Origin of the sequence: Kiritimatiella glycovorans (genome assembly GCF_001017655.1) — a bacterium.
Lineage (GTDB): Bacteria > Verrucomicrobiota > Kiritimatiellia > Kiritimatiellales > Kiritimatiellaceae > Kiritimatiella > Kiritimatiella glycovorans.
The window spans coordinates 1,518,197-1,542,430 of the sequence record NZ_CP010904.1; the positions used below are offsets into that span (position 1 = coordinate 1,518,197).

The 24,234-nt window shown below is 61.0% G+C and carries 18 protein-coding genes; 10 read left to right on the forward strand and 8 right to left on the reverse strand.

What is annotated here, in order from left to right; all coding sequences use genetic code 11:
* Nucleotides 1-258: 258 nt before the first annotated feature.
* The 3 genes from L21SP4_RS06365 to L21SP4_RS06375 all read right to left on the reverse strand — a co-directional run bounded on the left by L21SP4_RS06365 (nt 259) and on the right by L21SP4_RS06375 (nt 5,878).
* Entirely contained in the window at nt 259-2,034 is a 1,776-nt protein-coding gene (locus L21SP4_RS06365; RefSeq protein ID WP_052881876.1) for an NADH-dependent [FeFe] hydrogenase, group A6, read from the reverse strand.
* Nucleotides 2,035-2,204: 170 nt separating this feature from the next.
* Nucleotides 2,205-5,354: an NADH-ubiquinone oxidoreductase-F iron-sulfur binding region domain-containing protein gene (locus L21SP4_RS06370; protein ID WP_082116583.1), complete on the reverse strand. Its 3,150-nt coding sequence runs from the start codon at nt 5,352-5,354 to the stop codon at nt 2,205-2,207.
* Entirely contained in the window at nt 5,354-5,878 is a 525-nt protein-coding gene (locus tag L21SP4_RS06375) for an NADH-quinone oxidoreductase subunit NuoE family protein (protein WP_082116584.1), read from the reverse strand. The genes L21SP4_RS06370 and L21SP4_RS06375 overlap by 1 nt, the downstream gene beginning before the upstream one ends.
* Nucleotides 5,879-6,128: 250 nt before the next feature.
* Here L21SP4_RS06375 and L21SP4_RS06380 point away from each other — a divergent pair, with 250 nt between their 5' ends.
* From L21SP4_RS06380 to L21SP4_RS06405, 6 genes are all read left to right on the forward strand, one after another.
* Complete coding sequence (locus tag L21SP4_RS06380) at nt 6,129-6,509, forward strand: response regulator transcription factor (RefSeq protein WP_052881877.1); 381 nt, start codon at nt 6,129-6,131, stop codon at nt 6,507-6,509.
* 3 nt (nt 6,510-6,512) lie between these two features.
* The gene (gene nuoE, locus L21SP4_RS06385; RefSeq protein ID WP_052881878.1) at nt 6,513-7,034 is read left to right on the forward strand and encodes an NADH-quinone oxidoreductase subunit NuoE; all 522 of its coding nucleotides are present in this window, start codon (nt 6,513-6,515) and stop codon (nt 7,032-7,034) included.
* On the forward strand, nt 7,031-8,233 hold the full coding sequence (locus L21SP4_RS06390; RefSeq protein ID WP_052881879.1) for a complex I 51 kDa subunit family protein: 1,203 nt from the start codon (nt 7,031-7,033) through the stop codon (nt 8,231-8,233). Before nuoE ends, L21SP4_RS06390 begins: the two co-directional genes overlap by 4 nt.
* A gap of 3 nt (nt 8,234-8,236) precedes the next feature.
* Nucleotides 8,237-10,162: an NADH-dependent [FeFe] hydrogenase, group A6 gene (locus tag L21SP4_RS06395; protein ID WP_074041402.1), complete on the forward strand. Its 1,926-nt coding sequence runs from the start codon at nt 8,237-8,239 to the stop codon at nt 10,160-10,162.
* A 113-nt stretch (nt 10,163-10,275) separates the two neighbouring features.
* On the forward strand, nt 10,276-11,556 hold the full coding sequence (locus L21SP4_RS06400) for a sensor histidine kinase (protein ID WP_052881880.1): 1,281 nt from the start codon (nt 10,276-10,278) through the stop codon (nt 11,554-11,556).
* Between the two features lie 227 nt (nt 11,557-11,783).
* Nucleotides 11,784-12,236 (forward strand): ferritin family protein, encoded by a 453-nt coding sequence (locus L21SP4_RS06405; RefSeq protein ID WP_052881881.1) that lies wholly within the window; start codon nt 11,784-11,786, stop codon nt 12,234-12,236.
* Nucleotides 12,237-12,243: 7 nt separating this feature from the next.
* Here the strand turns inward: L21SP4_RS06405 and L21SP4_RS06410 are convergent, their stop codons facing one another.
* The 5 genes from L21SP4_RS06410 to L21SP4_RS06430 form a co-directional block, all read right to left on the reverse strand.
* Nucleotides 12,244-12,948, reverse strand: coding sequence for an anaerobic ribonucleoside-triphosphate reductase activating protein (locus L21SP4_RS06410; protein WP_052881882.1), 705 nt, complete (start codon nt 12,946-12,948; stop codon nt 12,244-12,246).
* A complete protein-coding gene (locus L21SP4_RS06415) occupies nt 12,948-13,343 on the reverse strand; it encodes a hypothetical protein (RefSeq protein WP_052881883.1) in 396 nt (131 codons plus the stop codon). Before L21SP4_RS06415 ends, L21SP4_RS06410 begins: the two co-directional genes overlap by 1 nt.
* A 22-nt stretch (nt 13,344-13,365) precedes the next feature.
* A complete protein-coding gene (gene nrdD / locus L21SP4_RS06420; protein WP_052881884.1) occupies nt 13,366-16,110 on the reverse strand; it encodes an anaerobic ribonucleoside-triphosphate reductase in 2,745 nt (914 codons plus the stop codon).
* Nucleotides 16,111-16,726: 616 nt separating this feature from the next.
* The gene (tnpC, locus tag L21SP4_RS06425; protein WP_074041551.1) at nt 16,727-18,166 is read right to left on the reverse strand and encodes an IS66 family transposase; all 1,440 of its coding nucleotides are present in this window, start codon (nt 18,164-18,166) and stop codon (nt 16,727-16,729) included.
* Nucleotides 18,166-19,077 (reverse strand): Druantia anti-phage system protein DruA, encoded by a 912-nt coding sequence (locus L21SP4_RS06430; protein ID WP_201774599.1) that lies wholly within the window; start codon nt 19,075-19,077, stop codon nt 18,166-18,168. The genes tnpC and L21SP4_RS06430 overlap by 1 nt, the downstream gene beginning before the upstream one ends.
* Nucleotides 19,078-19,249: 172 nt before the next feature.
* Here L21SP4_RS06430 and L21SP4_RS06435 point away from each other — a divergent pair, with 172 nt between their 5' ends.
* From L21SP4_RS06435 to L21SP4_RS12380, 4 genes are all read left to right on the forward strand, one after another.
* Nucleotides 19,250-19,930 (forward strand): hypothetical protein, encoded by a 681-nt coding sequence (locus L21SP4_RS06435; protein WP_144413777.1) that lies wholly within the window; start codon nt 19,250-19,252, stop codon nt 19,928-19,930.
* 61 nt (nt 19,931-19,991) lie between these two features.
* Complete coding sequence (locus tag L21SP4_RS12925) at nt 19,992-20,213, forward strand: hypothetical protein (protein ID WP_144413778.1); 222 nt, start codon at nt 19,992-19,994, stop codon at nt 20,211-20,213.
* On the forward strand, nt 20,210-21,217 hold the full coding sequence (locus tag L21SP4_RS06440) for a hypothetical protein (RefSeq protein WP_052881887.1): 1,008 nt from the start codon (nt 20,210-20,212) through the stop codon (nt 21,215-21,217). Before L21SP4_RS12925 ends, L21SP4_RS06440 begins: the two co-directional genes overlap by 4 nt.
* Before the next feature lie 113 nt (nt 21,218-21,330).
* Nucleotides 21,331-24,201 (forward strand): glycoside hydrolase family 95 protein, encoded by a 2,871-nt coding sequence (locus tag L21SP4_RS12380; RefSeq protein ID WP_144413779.1) that lies wholly within the window; start codon nt 21,331-21,333, stop codon nt 24,199-24,201.
* Nucleotides 24,202-24,234: the final 33 nt, after the last annotated feature.

Here is a 24,234-nt window from a genome sequence, read left to right on the forward strand (position 1 = left end):
CGCGGATCGTCCATTTGGCAAACGCGATCGAATAGTCTCTCAGCATACCGCGATGCTACAGGGGGATCACCCAGTCCAATGTAGGCCGTTTCAACGTTGTGACAAATTCTGTTTTCATGGCGCAGTGATGCTATAGCGCCACTTTTGATTCAAGTCATTCTCTTGCTCCCGGCGTCACACCCGGGGGTTGCCTGAGTTCGTACGCGCACTCCCAGCGCCGAAGACGGTGGTCCTGCTGCGCCGAGTACGATCAGAAGTCTACACGCGTTCGCGTTCGACGTAGTGCGTGTGCAGGAGGTGGTGGGAGCGTTCGCCGAGCGGTTCGCTGAAGTACTCCTCGTAGATTTTGAGGATGTCGGGGTTCTCGTGCGACTTGCGGAGCGTCTTGCTCTCGTCCTCGTCGTAGATCGCCCGGATGCGCTTTTGGCGCACGGTGTCATCGGTGATACGCGGCTGTCCGCCGCCGCCGATGCAGCCGCCCGGACAGGTCATCACCTCGACGAAGTGATAGCTCGCTTCGCCGCTGCGGATCTTCTCGACCAGCTTACGCGCGTTGCCGAGCCCGTGCGCGACGGCCACGTTCACTTCCACCCCGTCGAGGAACGACCACTCCGCGGTCGGATTTTCGATGGTCACCGCGGCTTCCTTCACGCCGTCGAGACTCTCGATCGGCTTCACGTGCAGGTCCTCGAACGGAAGTTCGCGGCCGGTGATCACTTCGTACGCCGTGCGCAGTGCGGCTTCCATGACGCCGCCGGTGTTGGCGAAGATATCCGCCGCCCCGGAACCGGTACCCAGCGGCGTATCCATCTCGCCGTCGGGCAGCGAGTCGAAATCGAGTCCGGCCTGCTGGATCATCCGCCCCAGCTCGCGCGTGGTCAGCACGACATCCACGTCCTGCGTGCCGCTGTCGTTCATCTCCGGGCGCCCGGCCTCGTACTTCTTGGCCGTGCAGGGCATGATCGAGACGCTGACGATATCCTCGGGCCGTTTCCCGATCTTTTCGGCGTAATACGTCTTGATGACCGCCCCCATCATCTGCTGCGGCGACTTGCACGTCGAGACGTTGGGCAGCATATCCGGGTAGAAGTATTCCATGAACTTGATCCAGCCCGGCGAGCAGCTCGTGAACTGCGGCAGCGCGACATCCGGTTCGCCGTCGACCAGCGCCTTCTTCAGGCGGCTGAGCAGCTCGTGCCCTTCCTCCATGATCGTCAGGTCCGCGGTGAATTCCGTATCGAAGACGGCATCGAAGCCCATCTGCCGGAGCGCGGTGGTCATTTTGCCCGTGACCCGGGTTCCGGGTTCGTAGTCGAAGCATTCCCCGAGCGCCGCGCGGATCGCCGGGGCGGTCTGGACGACCACGGTCTTTTCCGGATCGTCGAGCGCGGCCCAGACCTCGTCCGTCTGATCGCGCTCCGAGATCGCGCCCACGGGACAGACCGCCGCACACTGGCCGCACTGGACGCAGGTCACGGTGTCGAGATCCTGGGCGAACGCGGGTCCGATGGTGGTATGGAATCCACGCCCCTGGGGAAACAGGGCCGAGATGCCCTGCACTTCGTTGCAGATGGTCACGCAGCGGCGGCACATGATGCACTTGGCCGAATCGCGGACGAGTCCGGGCGTGCTGTGGTCCTGGCCGCGCAGCGCCTTTTCACCCGTGTACTGCAGTTCGCGGATGCCGAGGTCGCGGGCGAGGGTCTGCAGCTCACAGTCCTCGTTCCGGTCGCAGGTCTGGCAGTCGCCCTCGTGCTCGGAGAGCAGCAGTTCCACAACCGTGCGGCGCGCCTCCCGGACGCGACGGTTATTGGTGAAGATCTTCATGCCGTCTTTGACGTGCGTCACGCAGGAGGCGACGAGATCCTTGATGCCTTCGATCTCCACCAGGCAGACGCGGCAGGCGCCGATCGCCTGCACGTTCTCCAGATAGCAGAGCGTGGGGATCTTCAGCCCGACGGACTGCGCGGCGTTCAGGATCGTCGTGCCTTCCGGCACCTCCACAGCTTGATCGTTAATCCAGCATTTCGGCATGTCGGCCTCCGTCGGGGTTCCGGTGTTCTGTTCTGGGTGCCGGGCGGCGCGCTCGGAGATCGCGCCCTACCTTTCTGCGGCGCGCCCGGGTCTCGTACCCTGTCCGCAACTCTCTCTAATTCTTACTCAGGTTTCAGGTCTCAGCCTTCTCACTCGATCACATCCCCCGCTCACCACGTATGCTGTTTCTCCCGGTAATCGCAGCGCAGGCAGCGGCGCGCCTGGCGGCGGGCGACCGGTTCGGTCCACGGCTGTTCGACTTCGTCGAAGTTGTTCCGCCGCCGTTCGACGGGGATCAGCGGGATGGGTTCGCGATCGTCCGGGATCGGGTCGGCGTCCGGATCGAACTCCGTATCGTTATCGACCTCTTCGCGCCAGAAGGCGTGGTTCTTGCCGGTGAGCATCGTATCGATACCAACCGCGGCCTTTTCGCCCGCGGCCACGGCTTCGACCACGGATGCCGGGCCGGTGGCGGCATCGCCGCCGGCGAAGATCCACTCCTCCGAGGTCTGGCCGGTGACCGGATTGATCCGGAGGTAGCCCTTCGACTGGAGTGCGACGTCCTGCCCGTCCAGCACGGCGCCGGCATCGAGCTTCTGGCCGATCGCGGCGATCACCTGGTCGGCGGGGATCACGAAGGTCTCGTCGGAGGCCTCCGGGCGGCGGCGGCCGGAGCGGTCGAACGCGCCGAGCGTCATCCGCTTGCAGCGCACGCCGCTGACGGCCCCGTCCTTCAATTCGATCTCGACCGGATTGGTGAGCATCTGCAGGTGGACGCCCTCGTTCTCCGCCTCTTCGATTTCCTCGGTGTAGGCGGGCATCTGTTCGCGGGTGCGGCGATAGACCACGGTCACGGTCTCCGCGCCGAGGCGGACGGCCGTCCGGGCGGCATCGACCGCCGCGTTCCCGCCGCCGATGATCACCACGTTCCGGCCGGCGGGGGCCGAGCCGCGGATATTGTACTCGCGCAGGAAGCGGATCGCCTCCGTCACCTGCGGGGCGTCCTCGCCGGGGATACCGAGCGCGACCCCGTCCGGGGCGCCCATGCTCAGGAAGACCGCGTCGTACCCCTGCTCGCGCAGGCCGTTGAGCGTGACGTCCTCGCCCAGCTTCGTATTGCACTGGATATCCACGCCCATGCGCTCGATCATGCGCACCTCGCGGGCGAGGCATTCGCGCGGCAGGCGATACTCGGGGATCGTCTGGACCATCATCCCGCCCGGCCGCGCCTCGGCCTCGAACACCTTCGGCCGATAGCCGAGGCGGGCGAGGAAGTAGGCGCAGGAGAGGCCGGCCGGCCCGGCGCCGATAACGGCGATCCTGCGCGCCGCGTTCTTCTGGTTCTCCCGCACCTCGGGGACCTGGATGATCATTTCCTGTTCGACCATGAACCGCTTCACCGCGCGGATCGAGACGGAGTCGTCGAGGCTCGCGCGGCGGCAGTGGTCTTCGCAGGTATGGAAGCACACCCGCGCACAGGCCGAGGCGAACGGGTTGCGCTCACGGTGGAGCAGCAGCGCGTCGGCATAGCGTCCTTCGGCCACGCGCGAGACGAAGCCGGGCACGTCCACGTTCGCCGGGCAGGCGCTCTGACAGGGCGCGCGCACGAGTTCCGGGCAGACCCCCGCTTCGCACTTATGGTCGCGGATATGGGCGATGTACTCATCGCGGAAATGCCTCAGCGTGGAGAGCACCGGATTCGCGGCCGTTTTGCCGAGCCCGCAGAGCGCCGACTCCTTGATCTGGTTGCCCAGTTTCTCGAGGCGGTCGAGGTCCTCCATCTTCCCTTCGCCGCGGCAGATCCCCTCGAGGATCTCCAGCATGCGTTTCGTACCCACGCGGCAGGGAACGCATTTGCCGCACGATTCCTCCTGCACGAATTCCAGAAAATAGCGGGCCACATCCACCATGCAGCTCTCGTCGTCCATCACGATCAGGCCGCCCGAGCCCATGATCGCGCCGAGTTCCACGAGCGACTCGTAGTCCAGCGGGACATTCAGGTGTTCGCGCGGGATACAGCCGCCCGAGGGGCCGCCGAGCTGCGCGGCCTTGAACGGCTTACCGTCGGCCACGCCGCCGCCGACGTCGTAGATCAGTTCCCCCAGCGGGATGCCGATCGGCACCTCGACCAGCCCCGTGTTGTTCACCGCTCCGGCCAGCGCGAAGACCTTCGTGCCGCGGCTCTTTTCGGTGCCCAGCTCCGCGAACCATTCCGGCCCCTTCTGCGCGATGATCGGGACGTTGGCGAAGGTTTCGACGTTATTGAGCAGCGTCGGCTTATCCCAGAGGCCCTTCTGGGCCGGGAACGGCGGGCGCGGGCGCGGCTCGCCCCGCTTGCCTTCGATCGACGCCAGAAGCGAGGTCTCCTCGCCGCAGACGAACGCGCCGGATCCCATGCGGATCTCGATATCGAAAGAGAAATCGCTCCCGAAGAGATGCTCTCCGAGCAGACCGCCGTTGCGGGCCTGGTCGAGCGCCCGGCTCATGCGCTCGACGGCCACCGGGTACTCGGCGCGACAGTAGACGTAGCCGCGGGAGGCCCCGATCGCGAAGCCCGCCAGCGTCATGCCCTCGATCACCGCATGGGGGTCGCCCTCGAGGATGCTGCGATCCATGAACGCGCCCGGGTCGCCTTCGTCCGCGTTGCAGACGACGCTCTTGGGCGTCTCGCTCGACTGCCGCGTCAGCTTCCACTTCAGGCCGGTGGGGAAGCCGCCTCCCCCGCGTCCCCGCAGGCCGGACTGCTCCACGTAATCGACCAGCGTATCGGGATCGAGTTCGGTAAGCGCGCGCGCCAGGCCGCGGTAGCCGTCGGCGGCGATGTAGTCGTCGATCTCGTGCGGATCGACGATGCCGCAGTTGCGGAGCACCAGCTTGTGCTGCTTGCGAAAATAATCGATGCGGTCCATTTCGGGGACCGGCTTCCCGGTACCGCCCTCGCGGTAGAGCAGGCGCGTGACCACCTCGCCCCGGACGATATGCGTGGCGATGATCTCCTCGGCGTCTTCGGGATTGAGCTTCTGGTAGAACACCCCGTCGGGCATGACCTTGGCCACCGGTCCGGCCGCGCAGGGCCCCATGCAGCCGGTCCGGATGATCCGGACCTTCTCCTGCACGCCGTGCCGTTCCACGGCCTCTTCGAGCGCCCTGCAGATCTCGAGCGCCCCGGAGGCCAGGCAGCCGCCCCCCACGCAGACGAGCACCTGGATCGGGCTTCCGCCGTGAATCTTTTCTTCCTCTCCGCCGCGCCGGAGCCCCAGGGCGGGACCGCGCTCGCGCTTCACTGCTTCAAGGTCGTCGATAGTCCGGATCGTTCTCATCACTGGGATTCCTCCGACTTACGGTACGGGTCGAGCATCTGACGGACGCGGGCCGGCTTCACGCGCTGGTGCACGTCGTCGTCGATCATCACCGCCGGGGCGAGCCCGCAGGCCCCGAAACAGCGCGCGATCTCCAGCGTGAACTGTCGATTCTCCGTGGTCTCGCCCACCTCCACGCCCAGCTCCTTCTTGAGCGCCTCCAGCACCTGCTTTCCCCCGCGGACGTAGCAGGCCGTGCCCAGGCAGACGCGGATCACATGCTCGCCGCGCGGCTGGGTGGAAAAATAGGAGTAGAACCCGATGACACCCGCGACCTCGCTGTACGGCCGGTCCAGCCCGCGGCTCACGCGCTTGATGACGTCCTCGGGAAGATAGCCGAACAACTCCTGCGCCTGCTGCAGAACCGGAATCAGCCCCCCGGGCACCGATCGATACCGGTCGAGCAGTTCGTCCAGCTCCGCAAAATGCTCCGCGGAACATTCCCCACCGCAACATGTGTTTTCTTCAATCCCGGAACAAATCATAGGAGCCTCCAAATAACATCATTCACAAAACATAAAAACTTCCTGATCTGCAAATTTTGATATTAAAAACACATCTTACGGTAACAGACAACATAATTAAGACAATAGGGGTTTTTTATTTTAAACTATTTGGCCGCAATAAGTTATGTCTTTTTCTTCTCGCCCGCGCGCCCGAAAACGTTACAATTCGGCGAAATATTCTACTGAGCGGCTGATTGTTCGACCTCAGCGGCGTTTTAAGGAGGAGCGGATGGCAAAAATACTGGTGGTGGACGACGATCCGGACGTAGTGGAGGCGGTAACGCTGGTGTTGGGGTCGGAGGGACACGAGACGGCCACGGCGAACAACCGCGGCGACGGCATGGTGGCGGTGAAGTCGTTTAATCCTGAGCTGCTGGTACTGGATGTGATGATGGAGCAGCAGGATGACGGGTTCACGATGGCGCAGGAGCTGCGTCGCAACGGGTTTGACCGTCCCATCCTGATGCTCACAAGTCTCGGCAAGGTCACGGGGCTGGATTACGGGAGGGATGAGTCGGTGGTGCCCGTGGATGCGTTCATGGAGAAGCCGGTGGAGCCGGGCGCGCTGGTGGAGCGGGTCAACGAACTGCTTGCGGCGAAGGAGGGTTGAACGATGCTCAGGTCCGAACAGGAACAATTGCGCAAGAATATCGAGCAGTGGGTGGAGCAGTACGGCCGCGACCGCAGTGCGCTGCTCCCCGTGCTGAAGAAGGTGCAGCATGATTACGGGCACATCTCCGAATACGTGATGCAGGTGATCGCGGACATCCTGGACATCCACCCGGTCGAGGTGCACGGGGTGGTGTCCTTCTACAGTTTTCTCGGCCAGCGCCAGAAGGGGCGCTATGTGATCCGCCTCTGCCGCACGATCTCGTGCGACATGCAGGGCAAGGACCGCGTCGCCCGGCAGCTCCGCAACGATCTGGGCATCGAGTTCGGCGAGATGACCCCGGACGGCCACTTCACGCTGGAGTGGGCGAACTGCCTGGGGATGTGCGACGAGGGTCCCGCGATGCTGGTGAACGACCGCATCTACACCCGCGTCACGCCGGAGCGGATCCACGACATTCTCGAGGAGTGCCGCAAATCGTTCGGCGTCTATCCCACCCCTATGAAGGAGGCGGAACCGGCATGAAGGCGAATCCCAACAAACTGACGTTTGCATCGATCGAGACGAATCGGGGGCTGGAGGCGGCGCTGGGCGGCGAGCGTGCGGACGCGATCGGACGCGTATCCCATTCGGGGCTCAAGGGGCGCGGCGGCGCCGGCTTCCCCACGGGCGTCAAATGGAACCTGGCCGCGGCGGCGCAGAGCGATCAGAAGTACGTGGTCTGCAATGCGGACGAAGGCGAACCGGGTACGTTCAAGGACCGCGCGATTCTCACCGACTACGCGGACCTGGTATTCGAGGGCATGACGATCGGGGGCTACGCGATCGGGGCCACCAGAGGGATTCTGTACCTGCGCGAGGAATACACCTACCTGCGGCGGCGGCTCGAAAGCGTGCTCGCGCGCCGGCGGAAAGAGGGCTGGCTCGGCGAGGGCATCGGCAAGCGCGGGGATTTTCACTTCGACATCGAGATCCGGATGGGCGCCGGGGCCTACATCTGCGGCGAGGAGACCGCGCTGATCGAGTCGCTGGAGGGCTACCGCGGCGAGGCGCGCAACCGCCCGCCCTTCCCCGTCGACACGGGCTTCAAAAACCACCCGACCATCGTCAACAACGTGGAGACCTTCGCCTGGATCTCGTGCATCTTCGTCAAGGGCGAGGACTGGTTCAAGAAGCTCGGCACGGAGAAGTCGAGCGGTCTGAAGCTGCTCAGCGTCTCCGGCGACTGCGCGCAGCCGGGCGTCTACGAGGTGCCGCTGGGCGTGACCGTGGCCGATCTGCTCGAGCTGGTAGGAGGCGAGGACGCGAAGGCGGTGCAGATCGGGGGCGCCTCCGGAAACTGCATCCCCGCCTCGGAATTCGAGCGGACCATCGCCTTTGAAGACGTGCCCACCGGGGGATCCATCATCGTCTTCGGCCCCGGGCGGGACATGCTGACCGTCGCCAAGAACTTCATGGAGTTCTTTGTCGACGAATCCTGCGGCCAGTGCACGCCCTGCCGCGAGGGCAACGTGAAACTGCTCGAAGGCATCGAGATGCTCGAACAGGGCACCTGCTCGATGCACTACCTCCGCGAGCTGTGCGCGCTGGGCGAGACGATGCAGCTCGCCTCGAAGTGCGGACTGGGGCAGTCGAGCCCCAATGCGTTCCTCTCGATCGTCGAACACTTCAAGGATGAAATCATGGGGCGCCGGCCCGAAGCCGCCGCCGTGCAAGGAGCGTAATCCATGGACAAGAAGATGGCCGAAGAAACGTCGCGCGCGCCCCGCAGCCAGTGTCTGGACCGGATCGAACAGCCGGACAATCCCGACGCGATCGGGGCCCAGGTCACGATCACGGTCGACGACCAGGAGATCAAGGTGCCGCTGGGCACCACGATCCTGGAAGCCGCCCGCGAACTGGGCATCCGCATCCCCACCCTCTGCTACCACGAGGACCTGTGCGTCGCCGGCGTCTGCCGGGTCTGCGTGGTGGAGGTCGAGGAGGAGCGCACCCTGCAGGCGTCCTGCTCCTACCCGGTCACCCGCCCGATCACGGTGCGGACCCATACGCGCAAGGTGCGGCAGGCGCGGCGACATATCCTCGACCTGCTGCTCTCCCGGCACTACGGCGAATGCTACGCCTGCTTCCGCAACAACAACTGCGAGCTGCAGGCGCTCGCCAAGGAGTACGGGGTCGATTTCTTCCGCTTCGGCCACCCGGAAAAACCGCGCTACGAGGTCGACCGCTCCAGCCACTCGGTCGTCCGCGACATGGACAAGTGCATCCTCTGCCGCCGCTGCGTACGTACCTGCATCGACCTGCAGGAAACCGGTGTGCTCGAGGTGGCCGGGCGCAGCTTCGAGTCAAAAGTGGTCACGTTCGGCGACAAGCCGCTGGCCGAGGTCGTCTGCATCAACTGCGGCCAGTGCATCAACCGCTGCCCCACCGGCGCGCTGCGCGCCAACGACCCGACCGACGAGGTCTGGGCGGCGATCGACGACCCGACCAAACACGTCGTCATCCAGACGGCGCCGAGCCCGCGGGCGGGGATCGGCGAGTGCTTCGGACTCGAACCGGGGCACTGCCTGACGTTCGAGATGAATACGGCGCTGCGGATGTGCGGGTTCGACAAGGTGTTCGACACGAACTTCACCGCGGACCTGACCATCCTGGAAGAGGGCACGGAGCTTATCCGGAGGCTCTACGGGGCGCTGGTCGAGCAGGATGAGAACGTCGCCCTGCCCCAGTTCACGAGCTGCTCGCCGGGCTGGGTCAAGTATATTGAACACTTCTACCCGGAGTACCTGGACCACGTCTCGACCGCAAAGAGCCCGCAGCAGATGTTCGGCTCGGTGATCAAGACCTACTACGCGCAAAAGGCGGGGATCGATCCCGAGAACATCGTGACGGTGGCGCTGATGCCCTGCGCGGCGAAAAAGTTCGAGTGCAACCGTCCGGAGATGTGCGACAGCGGGCACAAAGACATCGATTACGGCCTGACGACGCGCGAACTGGCGCAGATGATCAGCGAGACGGGCATCCACCTCCCGGGCGTGCCGAAGTCGGATTTCGACGATCCCTTCGGTACGGCCACGGGGTCCGGCGTGATCTTCGGCGCCACCGGCGGCGTAATGGAATCGGCGCTGCGCACCATCATCGAGGTGACGACCGGCGTGAAGGTGGAGGACCTGTTCGAACACGCCGACATCACCCCCATCCGCGGGTTCGAGGGCATCCGCTTCATGGAACTCCCGATCGAGAAGACCGGACCGGTGCCGGAACTGCTGCAGAATGTCGTTCAGGACTGGTCCTGGCTTGAGGGCGCCACGCTCAAAGTGGCGGTGGCCCACGGCACGGCCCACGCGAAACGGGTCATGGAGGACATCAAGGCGGGAGGACCCTGCAGCCAATGCCATTTCATCGAGTTCATGGCCTGCCCCGGCGGCTGCCTGGGCGGCGGCGGACAGCCGATCCCGACCAGTCCGGAGATCCGCGAGGCCCGCGCGCAGGCGATCTACGCGGAGGACTCCGACGCCGAGGTCCGGAAATCCTACGAGAATCCGGCGGTGGCGGAACTCTACCGGAACTTCTTCACCGACGGCCCCTGCAGCCACCTGAGCCATCAGCTGCTGCATACCCACTACACGCCGAGAGGAAAGTATATCGTGTGAGGTTGAAGGCTGAGACCTGAAACCTGAGTAACCGAAGACCATGCCACCGCTCTGGTTCAGATTTCAGGGTCCAGGCCTCACACTCAAACCACCCGATCTTCCAGTTTCATCCCATGCCCCGAAACCTCCAGTACCTCGATGAGCGCGGCGACGGGAAACCGTGGTCTTTCTTCACATCGGAGGAGCAGGCGCGGCTGGCGGAGATGAACCAGAAGATCGCCGGCGCGCGGTCCATACACGAGGTGATGGACCGCTTCTTTCAGACGGCCCGCGAACTCGGCGCTACCGACCGGGCCGGGCTGGCCTTCGTCGAAGAGGACGCCCGCCGCGTCACCGCGCGCTACGCCCGGGCGAACTACGAGCCCCTGCTGCTGCGCGAAGGCTACTCCGAAGACCTCCACGGCAGCTCGCTCGAACACGTCCTCCAGCGCGGCCGCCCGCGGGTGATCAGCGATCTCGAACTCTACCTCGAACACCACCCCTTCAGCCGCTCCACCGAACTCGTCGTCCGGGAAGGCGTCCGCTCAAGCCTGACCTGCCCGCTGACCGTCGACGACCGCGTGGTCGGCTTTCTCTTTCAGAGCAGCCGTAAACGCTATGCCTACGGGGAACGGGATGTGGCCATGGTACGCGTCATCGCCGAACGGCTCAGCCAGGCCGTCGAGAAGGCGTGGCGGATCGCGCAGCTCGAATCGCTCAACCGCGCCTACACCGAGATGCTCGGCTTCGTGAGCCACGAGCTGAAAAACCCCGTCGCCTCGCTCGTCACCGACGCCCGGCTGCTGACCGGCGGCTATCTCGGCGAGCTGCAGCCGAAGCAGAAGGACAAGCTCGAAAGGATGATCTCCAAGGCGGAGTACCTGCTCGGACTCGTGCGCCAGTATCTGGACCTCGAGCGCATCGAGTCGGGCAGCCTGGAACCCAACAGGGTCACGATCCGCGACGTCCGTGCCGCCGTCGTCGAACCGGCGATCGATATCGTCCTGCCGCAGGTCGAGGAAAAGCGCATGACGATTGAGCGCGAGCTGCCTGATGCGCCGCCTGAAGTCGAAGGCGACGCCGGGCTGATCAAGATCGTGCTCGTCAACCTCCTGAGCAACGCCGTCAAATACGGCCGCGAGGGCGGCCGTATCCGCATGAGCGTGCGCGAGGAGAACGAGGCCCTGCGTTTCACGGTCTGGAACGAGGGCCCCGGGTTTCCCGAATCGGCGCGCGGACGCCTCTTCCGCCGCTTCTCGCGGCTCAACACCCCCGAACTGATGCGGCAGAAAGGGACCGGCGTCGGCCTCTACAACGCGCGCAAGATCGTCCTGCTCCACGGCGGCCACATCAACGCCCGTTCCGAAGAGGGCTCCTGGGCGGAATTCTCCTTCACCCTTCCCCGGCGCGCTTAGCCTGTCCGCCGAAGGCATAGAGGGCCGAAGGCGGAGAGATCGCGCCCTACCCGGGAGACGCAGGCCGAACCCACTCCCCCTGAGATCGAGTACGAGTACGGCTGCGCTGAGTAAGAGTACGAGTACGACATTTCCCTGAGTGTCCCGATGCGGAACTCAGGAAGTGCGGGAGTCTTGCCTCCCCGGTTTTCCCGATGCTACGCTGACGCGCGACGGGAGGAGACGTGATGGGTTTCGAACAGATACGCGAGCTGCTGGACCAGGCACGGGATTTTCACCGCCGCGCGGCAGAGTACTACAGGAAGCTGGACCACGAGACGTCGCCACGCGCGCGAATGCTGCTCGACTACCTCGAACACCGCGAACAGAAGCTGGAGCAGGCGCTCAGGGAGTTTGAGGCGAACGCTCCGGAGGACGTGCTGGAAACCTGGCAGCAGTTTCCGCCGGAACACCGATTCCGCGAGCTGCTCGCTCAGGCGGAATTCACTCCTCCCGCCGGGATCGACGACATCACCCGCCGGGCGGAGAACCTGAGCCGCGCACTGATCGATTTCTACAGCGACATGGCGTCGAATGCACCGGGCGCGCAGACCCGCGAACTGTTCGAGAGACTGCGCGAATCCGAAGAAGCCGCCCTGCATCGGATGGTGAAAAACACCCAGATGCTTGAAGATCTGTGAGGATTCCTCATCCGCCCCCCCCTCGCACCACCACCTCATGCACGAACTCGGTCACGGTGGAACGGAGCTCTTCGAGCTGTTCGGGCGGGGTGCGCGGGAGCGTGCGAAAGGTCTCGCCGGGAAGGGACTCGTCGGGAACGAACGGCTGCAGCACGAGACGGTTCGAGCCGTTCAGTTCGATCCCGATCCGCCGCATCCGGTCCGCATTGTGGTGGCCGGGGATCACGGTGGTGCGGAATTCATGGCGGACGCCGCCGCTCCTGAGCAGTTCGACGGACCGTCGCAGACGATCGGGCCGCGACCAGCCGGTGAGGGAGGGGTAGTCCTCGAGCGCCGTCTTCACATCCATCGCCACGTAGTCCAGATCCGGAAGACAGGCCTCCAGCATTTCCGGGTTCGAGCCGTTGGTGTCGAGTTTGACGGCGAACCCGTGCCGTTTATAGAAGCGGATCAGTTCGGGAAGCCCCGCGGCGAGCGTCGGCTCGCCGCCGCTGATGACGGCCGCATCGGTCCAGTTGCGCCGGAAATCGGCGCAGACCTCGTCCATCCGCTCCCAGCTCAGGCCCGGCCGGGGCGCTCCCATCAGCGTGGCATTGTGGCAGAAACCGCAGGAGAAATTGCAGCCGCTGGTGAAGAAGATCGCCGCGATCCGGCCGGGATAATCCACCATGGTAGGCTGGCGGCGGAAGGCATAGACCGGCGAAGCCGCCATTACGACGTCTCCCGCGCCTCATTCAGCACGCCGCGGATCGTCTCCGGCTTCAGTATGCCCCTCCCCCGCTCCGAATAATCGGTCTGCAATCCGAGTACGGGGCCCAGGCGCGAAGGGTCGGGGCCTTCCGTCTCCGCGGACGGGGCGGGAATCGGCTCGTAACGTCCGCTCTGCTCGTCACGCCGTGCGACGAGCATGGCCGGGATACGCTGGGGATTGATGCATTCCGCCTCGCAGAAACGCACCAGCCCCTGTTCCGTATCGAGATCGACGTATTCCTTCTCGAACTCCGCCATCCCGTCGCGCTTCAGTTCCTTATCCAGACGCCGATTGAGCGCCTTGCATTTGTCGCAGTTCTGTTTGCCGAATACGGTTACGCGATACGCCGTCATCATGCTCTCCTCCGGTATTGAGTGATCAGTTCTGCCGGATTTCCGCGCCGGCTTGCGGCGAAGGCTCCTCCGCGCACTCCATGGCGTCGTCCTCCGCCGTCTCCACAGCGTACTGCCCGCGCTGCCGGGCCACCAGTTCGCCGTAGCGCTTGGACTTGTTCCAGTTCTGGATCTTGCTGAAGTAGCCCACGACGCGCGTTTCGCCGACCACGTCCTCCGAGCCGCAGGACTCGCAGCTCTCCTTCAGACCGCGCATATTGTGGCGGCAGTAGTTGCAGTAGGTGAACTCGGGCGAGATCGTGACCTGCGCCGACTGCGTCTCAAAGAACACCTTCTTCATGAGCGCGGCGACCGATTCCGGCGCCGGGCGCTCCTCGCCGACGAACGCGTGGGTGATCGCCCCCGATTCGATCAGGCTGTGGTACTTGCTCTGTTCGCGGATGCGGTCCACCAGCGTGACCGGCGCGTCCGCGGCCAGGTGAATCGAGTTCGTGTAGTAGACCACGTCCTCGTCGTCCCCCTTGACCACCTCTTTCGCCTCGTCCCGGTAGTAGATCAGGTCCGATTTCGCCAGCCGGCGCGCGGCGCTTTCGGCGGGCGATTCCTCCAGCGAGAACTTCAACCCGTGCTTCTGGGAGAGCTTCTTCGCCTTGAGGTACATATGGGCCACGATCCTGAGGCCGAGACGGCGGGCTTCGTTGCTGTCGTGCAGCTCCTGTCCGATCAGGAATTTCACGGCGTCGTTCACACCGATCAGACCGAGGATATACGTGCAGGTCTCCAGGTTCACGTACGGCTTGCCGTCGCAGCTCGGCTTGCCGATCTGCCAGAGGGGGCGGCCCGGCTCGGCGAGCATCTCGGCCGCCTTGCGCTTCTTCTGGAGATGCGCCTCGACCGCGAGATCCATGGTCTGGTCGATCTCCTCGAAGAAGGTCTCGAGCAGCCGTTCGCCGTCGCGGCGGGCGGCGCGGTAGGCCGCCTGCGGGATGTTAATGGTCACGTTCTGGAATCCGCAGAAACGCATCGATTCCGGGTGACGCAGCATCCGGTTGTCGTCGATGGTCGTCCGCAGCCGGCAGCAGGCCGAGAGCGTCACCTCGTCGCGGTCGAAGATGAAGTACGTCGACCCGTTCTCGCTGGCCAGCCGGCAGGCGTCCATGAAGATCCGGTACTGCTCGGGGTCCTCGAACGTCTCGTCGCTGATGTGAAAGTCACACTTCGGAAACTCGAAGACACGCCCGTTGCGGTCGCCTTCGCCGAACACTTCGAGAAGGGCATCGCAGAAGTCGCGGGCCTCCCGGATGTAATCGCCGTAGGTCACGACCTTCTCCCCGCGCGCCTCGACTTCCTTACGCACCTGGTCGTCGCAGACGAGCCCCTTATGCTCATCCGCCCGCTCCCGCAGCACGAGGCGGCGGCCGCCGTCCTCTTCGACGTAAAGTTCCATCAGCGGGTAGCCGGAGGGATCCGTCTCCTCCGTCTGCTCCTCGACCAGCGCGACTTTCGAGCCGTCGGCGCGACGCAGCATGTACCGGCCGCCGGGTCCCACCGCGGGCACGTCCTTGAGGTAGCGCGGGACCCCCGTGTGGATATTGAAATCCAGGAACAGGGTCTGGCCGCCGCGCGAGAACGCGTTCTGCGATCCGTTGAAGATCAGCTCCTGCGCGATCTGTTTCAGTTCCGCCCGATCCATGCCTTCAAGAAACGGCGCGTACATGATGTTGATGTAGGCGATGCCGAGCGCGCCGGCGTAGTTGGCCTGCATCGAGGCGAGAAACGTGTTGAGGTGCCCGGTCAGCACCGAAGCCGTACGGGCGGGCCGCGACTCGGTGTTCAGGTTCACGAGCCCCTGCAGCCCGTACTTCTTGACGTACTCGATCGAGTGCGACGAGCAGTAGACCCGGTGCGGGTAGCCGAGATCGTGCAGGTGAATCCGGCCCGTGTGATGGGCCTGGCGGAGCTCGGGCGAGAAGATGGTATCCAGCGCCCACTGCTTGAGCACCAGTTCGGCGATGCCGAGGTTCACCGCCTCGGGGTTGTTGTTTACGATGTTGCTGTTCTCGGTCGACTTCGTGTTCATCAACCCGCGCACGTAATCCTTGGACACGCGATACAGCGAGAGATCGTGCAGCTGTTCGGTGTGACCGCGGTCGGCCAGTTCGTTGTTGACCAGCTCGCGGATCAGCGCCGTGCTGATCGTGCGGATCTCGCCGTCGATCACCCGGTTTTCCACGGACTTCGCGACGCTGCGGGCGACCCTGCGGGAGAGTTCGGTCTTTGCGACGATCTGGTCGACGATCCGTTCGCGGTCCCACGGCAGGGTCTCGTTGCGCGAAGGCGATTCCACCAGCAGCAGGCTGGCGTCGGTGACGTCCGCGGTGTCGCCGGGCCGGCCCCGTACCCGGATACCCTTGCGGGCGCGTTCGCGCTGCTTGCGGTACCGCTTGTAGGCGGCGACCACCAGCGACTCGTTCTCCTCGGCGAGCAGAATCTCGACCAGATCCTGCACGTCTTCGATGCGGGGGATGCGGCCCTCCCCGTCCTCTTCCGCCACATAATATTCGCTGTGCGGATCGTCGAGCTGGCGGATTACGCGTTCCGTCACGCGCTCGGGCAGCGATTCGTCCGCCTGGATTCCGTGCTCGCGGCCTACACTGACCACCGCGCTGCGCACGGCCTGCTCGATCTTGCTCGCCTCGAACGATACGACATCGCCGGAACGCTTGCGGAAACCGTCAAATGGGTGTTTATACTGCTTTTGCGCCGTCATCGGGGTCCCCTTTTATCGTTGGGGCGTGAGGTCCGGTGGGCCCCAGCCATGATCCTTTCTCGGTCCGTCCGCGCCGACGGACCCCTTGAGCCCCTCGCCGACGTTGATCCCATTAAAACCCAGATGATGTTACATGTCAAATAAAAATATACAATATGTTGTGTATGGCTAAGTTGTTCCGGGGCGGGGGTTTCCTTATCCGGGCACGATTTGAGTGGGAGACCTGAAACTGAATTGAGTGAGAAACCTGAAACCTGAAACCTGAGTAAGACTTCCCACTCCAAACTGAATTGAGTGAGAAACCTGAAACTGAATTGAGTGAGAAACCTGAAACCTGAAACCTGAGTAAGACTTCCCACTCCCCCTTACTCTAATTCTGGTGTGACTACTCAGGTACCCCTCTCCCAGAGGACGGTTGACGATAACGGGCGACGAGAGCGGTGGACGATAGAGGCCTTCAACTCGTGAGCCGTTCTCGTCGCCCGTTCTCGTTAGCCGATTCCAGATGGGCTATACGGGATCGAGACGATGGCGGCAAGTCGGGATGGCTCCGCCTGGATTTGCGAGGGGGCGAGTGCGAGTAGGATCGGCGAGGTCCGTTCATACGCGGCAGGGGCTACGAGGTATTGAGCGCCGGAACGAAGGGGTTTCCGCTGAACAGGCGGGTCAGCACATCCATAGCGCCGACGGCATTCTTGCGGGCGGTTGAGATGTAGCTTCGAATGCGGCAGAAGGCTTGGGCGCCATCCTCGGTTCGGAACATGCCCGAGATTTTCTGCTGCACCTTCATCATGCGTAGATCGCGCTCAGCCTGATTGTTGTCGAAGGGCACGTTGAAGTCGTACATGAACGCAAGCGCTTCATCGCGGTGCTCGTCGAGCCGTTCGAGCAGGTTACGGGCTTTGGTCTTCTTGCGGCGGCCCCGTCGTTTCTTCGCGTTGCGCGGCAACGGCGGCAGCGGATTCTGCGCGTAGCCTTCGTCGAGGACTTGCTGGTAGCGGGCTTCGAAGGTGTGTAGCTGCCGCCGGTCAAGATGATCGGTCGACTGTTTGGCGAGATCGACGGCCTCTTTGATGTCGAGCAGGCAGTCGATCATGTGGTCGGCCCAGTCCTGCTGGTGCTGCTCATGCGCAAAGATCAGTTCGCGCAAGTGATGGGCGTTGCAGAGGCCATGGAGGCAGTCGTAGCCGAAGTACGGTTTCCAGAAGTCGTGAACGGCGCGTCCGAGGAAGTCGGGCAAGATGCCGATGTCATCGATCGCTTCGCGGCCGCGTTTGCGATGGATGTCATAATAGGTTGCCTGTGCGGTCGAGGCCGAATGCAGCCACCACAGCTTGCCGTCTACCCGTGAGCCGGTCTCGTCGAAGTGTGCCACGGCGGCCTGCTCGATCAACTCCTTGATCTTCTCGACGGGGTCGGCGGCCAACGTGTGGGATTGGGTGATGATATTGCAGAGCGTGCCTTCGCTCATCGGGCAGCCGAAGAAGTCATTCAGCAGTTCGCAGGTTCGGTCATAGGGCAGGAACTGATAGTTCTTCAGGTACACGGCCGCAGCCTTGATCCCCTCGCCGTATTGCACGGGAGCGTTGACCCCTTCGGGGAACGCGGCTTTGTTCAGATGGCCGCAAGCGCAGGTTTTGGTTTCAGCCTGGTGCTCGGTGACGATCAGCCGCAGGGGTGGCAGGTCATGGACTTGACGCTTTTCGATGCCCTCGACGGATTGATCGGCTAGAGAGCGGCCGCAGTGTTCGCATTCCTTCACACGGTGCACTTCGGTGTGCTCGGGCTTGTCGGCCATCGCGAGCGTATGGCCGGTATGGCCGGGCTGGCCGCCGGACTTGCGCTTGCCCTTCTTGCGCAGGCTTTTGGGCGCAGGTTTCTTGAAGCCGTCGCTGGAGGGCGGTTTGCTGCTGTTGCGCGAGTTTTTGGCGAGTTGGTTCTCAAGAGACTGAACGCGTTCTTCCAGAGCACGGATGCGCGCATCCATCATCAACAGTACCCGCACGACGGTTTCCTTGCCGGCGTCGTAGATCGCTTCGGCCTCTTGGCGTGTCATCACCTGCCCGCCCTCCCTTCGGTTCGGGAGCAGGCGGGTGCGCACAACTCCCGCCGGAACTCCGGGATGAGCGGATACAGATACACGTCCTTGACCGGCGCCTGGATGCGGCGGTCTCGATCGTTGCGGGTCCGCCCCTGCGTTGCGCCCAGGCGCATCCAGTTCGCGGCCCGGTAGCAGGTGCCTTTGAATCGGGAACGGTCCACGAACGTTTCCAAGGCATGCACGGGATGAGCGTACTTGCCCTGCCAGTCATCCCGGATGCGCCGGGCAATGAGGCCGAGGACGTGGCTGGCCAGATGCGGGACTTCGACCCAGGGCAGGATCAGGAAACGCGTATTGTTGGTCAATGCCTGGAGATTGCGTTCACGGCAGGCCCGATCCCAGCCGAGGAAACGATCCCGATCCGCGCATTTCCATGCCGCCGAACCGAACAGCGCACAGGCCACGAGCCGACCGTGCCGGTCGCGGATCAGATAGCGCAGGTTCTCGCCCACCGTGTTGCGATGGCCCAAGTAGTGGTATCGGCCCAGCAGCCCTTTGAACAACTGCGAGTTATCCGAACGTGGGGCGACAAGGTCTGCCGACAGGGGCCGCAATGCGCTCAGGTCAGAGCGAATCGGTTCGGCGGCAGGTTCTACGGCAGGCACGCACCGGTTGCGGAAATGATTGGAAGACGGGCGTTGACGCGCCGGCAACTCGATGCATCCGCGTCGCTCCAGCTTCAACAGCAGGGAGCGCGCCGCCATGTCCTTGATACGGCCCTGCGCGTTGCGCCAGTTCCAGCAGCGGCACAGTTCTTCGCTCAGGCGGGTACGCCCCCAGTCCCGATGCTCTGCCATCAAATCCCGGATCAAGGCGATCTCGCCGTCCGTGATTCTCCGCCCCTGAATGACCATAGCCTGTGCCATGGTCAGCAGCGTAGAAGACCACGCGATCCGAGTCCAGCAGAAACCGCGACTTTTTCCTGTTGCGCTCGGGGGGGGGGGGTAGTCTACGATTGTTCCAGTGGTAGCGCCATGGTGGGGCTACCTGAGTAGTTACAGTGGGAGATAAAAAATGAAATAATGCAGTATGGTTATAATGATGATGCTATGTGCTTTCGTTTCGAACGCAAATGCGGCGCTGATCTCATGGACTGCCGAGGTGTTTAACGCAGCTTCGCAAGTTTCCACAAACGGATCTCTGATTGAAGCGATTAATTTTAACGGAACCAATGCAACCGTGAACACGGTGGCTTTTATGGCCGATCCGAAGGCCGGGGATGTAACCGGTGCGGACACAGACTACTTGGTTGTGGAACCGTTCAAAGTGATTGGGAGGGGAGCTTATACCGCTGCAACGGTCTATACCGGCTCGGTGACGGAGATGCAGCCGGTGCTGGACAGCTTTCGTTTTAATACTCGGGCCGATCAGACGGGGTTTCAGTTGACTGGCTTGACGGTTGGAGAGGAGTATGAGGTACAGATCTGGATAGGTGATGCGCGAACTGCAACCATTCAGGATCGTTATATGACTATCAACGGAACGCGCATTCCATTTTCCGGTGCATGGGGCACGTCCATGTATATTGCAACCGGAACATTTACTGCGGATGCAATCACTCAGGATTTGACATTGGCCATGTTTAATAATGCGAATGATGCAGCATTGGGAACACAATTGCCTGCCTATCAGCTTCGCAGTATTCCTGAGCCTTCCTCACTCTCACTGTGTGTTGTTTTCGCAATTGCTTTAATGGGATTGCGTCGATGGAAGATCTAGCGATAACGTTTTTTTTGAGAGTTCAGATCCAGTGGCATCTAGGAAGGAAGTTTTTAAATATATGAGAAATGCTCGTGGTTTTTTTTGGGCAGGTTTTCTGCTCTTTGGCGCAACAGCTTCGTCAATCGCTTTGACGGTGGCGTTGACTACTGACTCCGCTGCCGACAATATGCCTGGCTCAATTAAGTGGAATGTTGAAAAATTCATTGCTGCTTCGCAAGTTTCAACAAACGGATCTCTGGTTGAAGCGGTTAATTTCAATGGTTCGACGCTGAGGAAATGAAGATGCTCACCCCATACCTGAAAGAATCCGCCCTGTGCGCCACCCTTGCGCTGATGCTCATGTCCGAGCGCTTGCTGGCCGAGCAAAAGGGAATCTACTGGCAGGGCCATGTCGTTGCTGTCACATCCTTCAGCACCGGCTCGGTGCCGGACGATGTTTACGCCGGGGCTGCGATATCGGGCCACCTTGTCTATGACCCCGCTCATCGGCTGCGTCGCTCCTACATCATGGGGGACTCCTCCGGGTACAAACACACTTTCTCCAACCATTTCGAGCAAACGATCGAGGTCAGCACGAACGAATGGAAGATAATCGGTGGTTTCATCAGCTTCATATACAACCGCAACATCCCATGGGATGCGGTTGATGTATTCAGCACGCAGGACACCAGCCATTACCTGTCTTTCCCGAAATACGTTGGTTCTCATGAGGTGGGATTCGCCGTTTTTGACGACGAAACCCCCTATGATCTCTACGAGTCCTCATACGACATCACGAACGCTGCCATCAACTGGCACCAGATCTGTTTTGCCAATGGCTTTCTCACGACCCGGAGATGGGATGAGAATGACGATATTGTTGAGGGGTACTACATAGACTTCGATATCGACGTTGTCTTTCCCACACCCATCCCACCCGACGCCGACAACGACCGCCTGCCGGATGCGTGGGAACAAGAGCACTTCGGTGGCGTCACGAACGCCACCGCAGATGCTCTGTGTTCGAATGGCGTCAACACCACGCGCGAGGCATACATTGCAGGACTCGACCCGAACGACCCCGGCAGCCATTTCGCCGTGTTGATGGACACGAACGCTCTTCACTGGACGAGCGTATCCGGGCGTACCTACACGGTCTACCAGACAACGAATCTCATGAACGGCTTCCAGCCGTTCATGACAGACATTCCGTGGACTCAGGAAACCTATCCACTAACCAATGATCTGCCCACGAGCTTTTACAAGCTCGGTGTGCAGATGGAGGGGGTTTACCTTGATCCGTAGTCGATTCACAATGACAAGGAAGGCGTCGAACAAGCCGCCTGCACACGTACCGCTGAAAGCCGCGCGATGCGCGTCTTCCAGCGTCCGGTGAGGCGCGACGTTCTGCAGAAACCGTGAACACGGTGGCTTTTGAGGCCGATCCGAATGCCGGGGACGTAACCGGTTCGGACACAGGCCATCTGATTGCAGAGCCCTTCAAAGTATATGGGAGAGGCGCTTATGCCGCTGCAACGGTCTATACCGGCTCGGTGACGGAGATGCAACCGGTATTGGATAGCTTTCGTTTTAATACGCAGCCGGTTCAGGCCGGGTTTCAATTGACTGGTTTGACGGTTGGACAGGAGTATGAGGTACAGATCTGGATAGGTGACGCGCGAACAGCAACCATTCAGAACCGTTATGCAACTATCGACAAAACGCGCATTCCATCTTCCGGCGCATGGGGCACGTCCATGTATATTGCAACCGGAACGTTTGTCGCAGATGCAGCGGCTCAGGATTTGACCGTTTCCATGTGCAATTCTGTTGACAATTCTGCCTTGGGAACTCAGTTGCATGCGTATCAATTGCGTTCGATCAAGACAGCTTTCGTCATCCCGAAAATTAAAAGTCGGCATGTGGCCGATACGGTTTTGTGGTACAATGAGCCAGCAGATGAATGGGAAAATGCCATGCCCCTCGGGAACGGTTCGCTGGGGGCAATGGTATACGGTGGAGTCTCGGAAGAGAATATCCAACTCAACAATGATACACTCTGGGCTGGTCGTCCGGTAGATCTTAACCGCACCAACGCATTTGAGCATTTAGATGATATCCGAAGCCTGATGTTTGAAGGAAAGTATTCGGATGCACAAAATTTGGTCGAAACCGAGATGCTCACCGACCGTCCGCGTCCGCGAAGCTATCAGACACTGGGAAACCTGAGACTGAAATTTGATCACGGTGAAATTGTCGAAGATTACTGGAGAGAACTCAATCTGGATACCGCGATAGCATCGATCAAATATATCCGACATGGTGTGGAATACCGACGTGAGATTTTTATAAGCCCGGTCGATCATGCGTTGATCATGAAGATCAGTGTAAATGAGCCCGGGGCTCTTTCTTGTCAGATCTTTTTGGACCGCCCCGACCAGTATGAAACCCGGGCTGAGAGCAGTTCTGCGCTCGTTATGAGCGGAGAGGCGATGCATCCCGGGCACAGGATGCCGGATCAGAGGAGCGGAACAAAATATCAGGTTCGTGTTAAAGCGGTACATGAAGGAGGCACATGTTCGGCAACCAACAATACACTTATGATCGCGAATGCGGATTCCTTAACATTGTATTTGTCGTCGGCTACGGATTACAACCGGCAAAATCCTGCCGAACCGGCCCCGGACGGCTGGCGAGATAGAAACCAAGAGGTTCTGCACGACGTCTTGGGTAAATCTTATGATGACCTGCGGGGTGATCATATCGCTGAGCATCAGCGACTTTTCCAACGGGTTGCACTACAGTTTATAGAAAACGAACAACAGCCCAGCCCGCCAGTCGACGAGAGATTTCGGCTTTACCGGGAGGGTTCTGAGGATCGTGAGCTTGAGGCTTTACTTTTTCAGTTTGGACGCTACCTGCTGATAAGTTCATCACGACCCGGATCCATGCCAGCCAATCTTCAGTCTATCTGGTGCAAAGAATTAACTGCACCATGGAATGCCGACTATCATTTAGATATTAATGTTCAAATGACCTACTGGCCGACGGAAATTTGCAACCTCGCCGAACTGCGTGAGCCATTTATTTATATGTTGAATAGGCTGCGCGATAACGGCGGGAGGACGGCCGGGGAAGTATATGGGTGTCGGGGGTTTGCTACAGCCACGGCTACAGATGGCTGGTGGTACACTTATCCTTTCATTCCGGCTAATGTGGGAATGTATCCCACCGGCGGCGCATGGTTGTCTCTGCAACTATGGGATCATTATCTATTCACGGGCGATCGACTCTATCTCGAACATGATGTCTATCCGATTGTGCGGGATGCCGCTCAATTCTTTGCCGATTATCTCGTGGAGAACCCTCGTACTGGCAAATTTGTTTGCGGTCCGTCCATTTCCCCAGAGAACTTGTTAATTGGACCTGATGGTAATGTGGCGGCCATTACCTATGCGACCACCCACGACCAGACGATTATCAAACAATTATACTGCGATTATTTGGAAATTGTCGATGTGTTGGGGATTGAGGATAACCTGACCACAGTCGTTTCAGATCAACTGGGGCAACTTCAGGAACCTTTAATCGGGGAGGATGGGCATCTGAAGGAATACAATAATGAATGCAGTCAATTCTGGCCCGCTCATCGTCATATATCCCATTTGGCCGGACTTTTTTACCCACATAAGATGACTTTGTTCGATCAGCCCGAATACGAAGCGGCGGCTTTAAAGGTGCTGAATTCAAAAGAGGAACTGGGAGCTTTTGATGAGCCTGTTGATTGGACCGTGGCGTGGACGGCATGTATGTATGCAGCTCTAGGCAGGGGAGATGATGCCTATCGCTTTATTAATATGTTTTTAAATCAGAACTGCTATGACTCGATGTTTGCTATTTGCTCGCCGGAGCAATGGCGGTTGCCTCAGACGGACGGCAATTACGGGATCACGGCAGCGTTTGCGACAATGCTTCTGCAAAGTAATTTCGGTACGATTGAAATTCTTCCGGCTGTTCCCTGGAACCACTGGCCGCAGGGGAAGTTTGAGGGACTCTGCGCACGCGGTGGCTTTACAGTGGATGTGCAGTGGGCAGATCGATTGCTGCAAACCTTGACGATCCATTCGGGTTTAGGCAGCACTTGTCGGCTCAAGCTGGATCATAATTTAACAGAGGGATCCTTTGAGGTGTTATGTGAAGGGAAGGCTGTTCCGGTGTCGATTTCGGAAGGGGTTGCTTCTTTTCCTACCCAAAAAGGTCAAACCTATCAGGTCGTTTGTTTGCGTTAAAGTTAGAGGGAGTTGGATATGAACATTCATGAT

Excerpts from the sequence above, each read along its gene's own strand:
- L21SP4_RS06365 (WP_052881876.1), bottom strand. The coding sequence starts at position 2,034 with ATGCCGAAATGCTGGATTAACGATCAAGCTGTGGAGGTGCCGGAAGGC.
- L21SP4_RS06375 (WP_082116584.1), bottom strand. The coding sequence starts at position 5,878 with ATGATTTGTTCCGGGATTGAAGAAAACACATGTTGCGGTGGGGAATGT.
- L21SP4_RS06410 (WP_052881882.1), bottom strand. The coding sequence starts at position 12,948 with ATGGCGGCTTCGCCGGTCTATGCCTTCCGCCGCCAGCCTACCATGGTG.
- nrdD (WP_052881884.1), bottom strand. The coding sequence starts at position 16,110 with ATGACGGCGCAAAAGCAGTATAAACACCCATTTGACGGTTTCCGCAAG.
- L21SP4_RS06415 (WP_052881883.1), bottom strand. The coding sequence starts at position 13,343 with ATGATGACGGCGTATCGCGTAACCGTATTCGGCAAACAGAACTGCGAC.
- L21SP4_RS06380 (WP_052881877.1), top strand. The coding sequence starts at position 6,129 with ATGGCAAAAATACTGGTGGTGGACGACGATCCGGACGTAGTGGAGGCG.
- nuoE (WP_052881878.1), top strand. The coding sequence starts at position 6,513 with ATGCTCAGGTCCGAACAGGAACAATTGCGCAAGAATATCGAGCAGTGG.
- L21SP4_RS06370 (WP_082116583.1), bottom strand. The coding sequence starts at position 5,354 with ATGAGAACGATCCGGACTATCGACGACCTTGAAGCAGTGAAGCGCGAG.
- L21SP4_RS06440 (WP_052881887.1), top strand. The coding sequence starts at position 20,210 with ATGAAGATGCTCACCCCATACCTGAAAGAATCCGCCCTGTGCGCCACC.
- tnpC (WP_074041551.1), bottom strand. The coding sequence starts at position 18,166 with ATGACACGCCAAGAGGCCGAAGCGATCTACGACGCCGGCAAGGAAACC.
- L21SP4_RS06435 (WP_144413777.1), top strand. The coding sequence starts at position 19,250 with ATGATGATGCTATGTGCTTTCGTTTCGAACGCAAATGCGGCGCTGATC.
- L21SP4_RS06405 (WP_052881881.1), top strand. The coding sequence starts at position 11,784 with ATGGGTTTCGAACAGATACGCGAGCTGCTGGACCAGGCACGGGATTTT.
- L21SP4_RS06400 (WP_052881880.1), top strand. The coding sequence starts at position 10,276 with ATGCCCCGAAACCTCCAGTACCTCGATGAGCGCGGCGACGGGAAACCG.
- L21SP4_RS06430 (WP_201774599.1), bottom strand. The coding sequence starts at position 19,077 with ATGGCACAGGCTATGGTCATTCAGGGGCGGAGAATCACGGACGGCGAG.
- L21SP4_RS06390 (WP_052881879.1), top strand. The coding sequence starts at position 7,031 with ATGAAGGCGAATCCCAACAAACTGACGTTTGCATCGATCGAGACGAAT.
- L21SP4_RS06395 (WP_074041402.1), top strand. The coding sequence starts at position 8,237 with ATGGACAAGAAGATGGCCGAAGAAACGTCGCGCGCGCCCCGCAGCCAG.
- L21SP4_RS12925 (WP_144413778.1), top strand. The coding sequence starts at position 19,992 with ATGAGAAATGCTCGTGGTTTTTTTTGGGCAGGTTTTCTGCTCTTTGGC.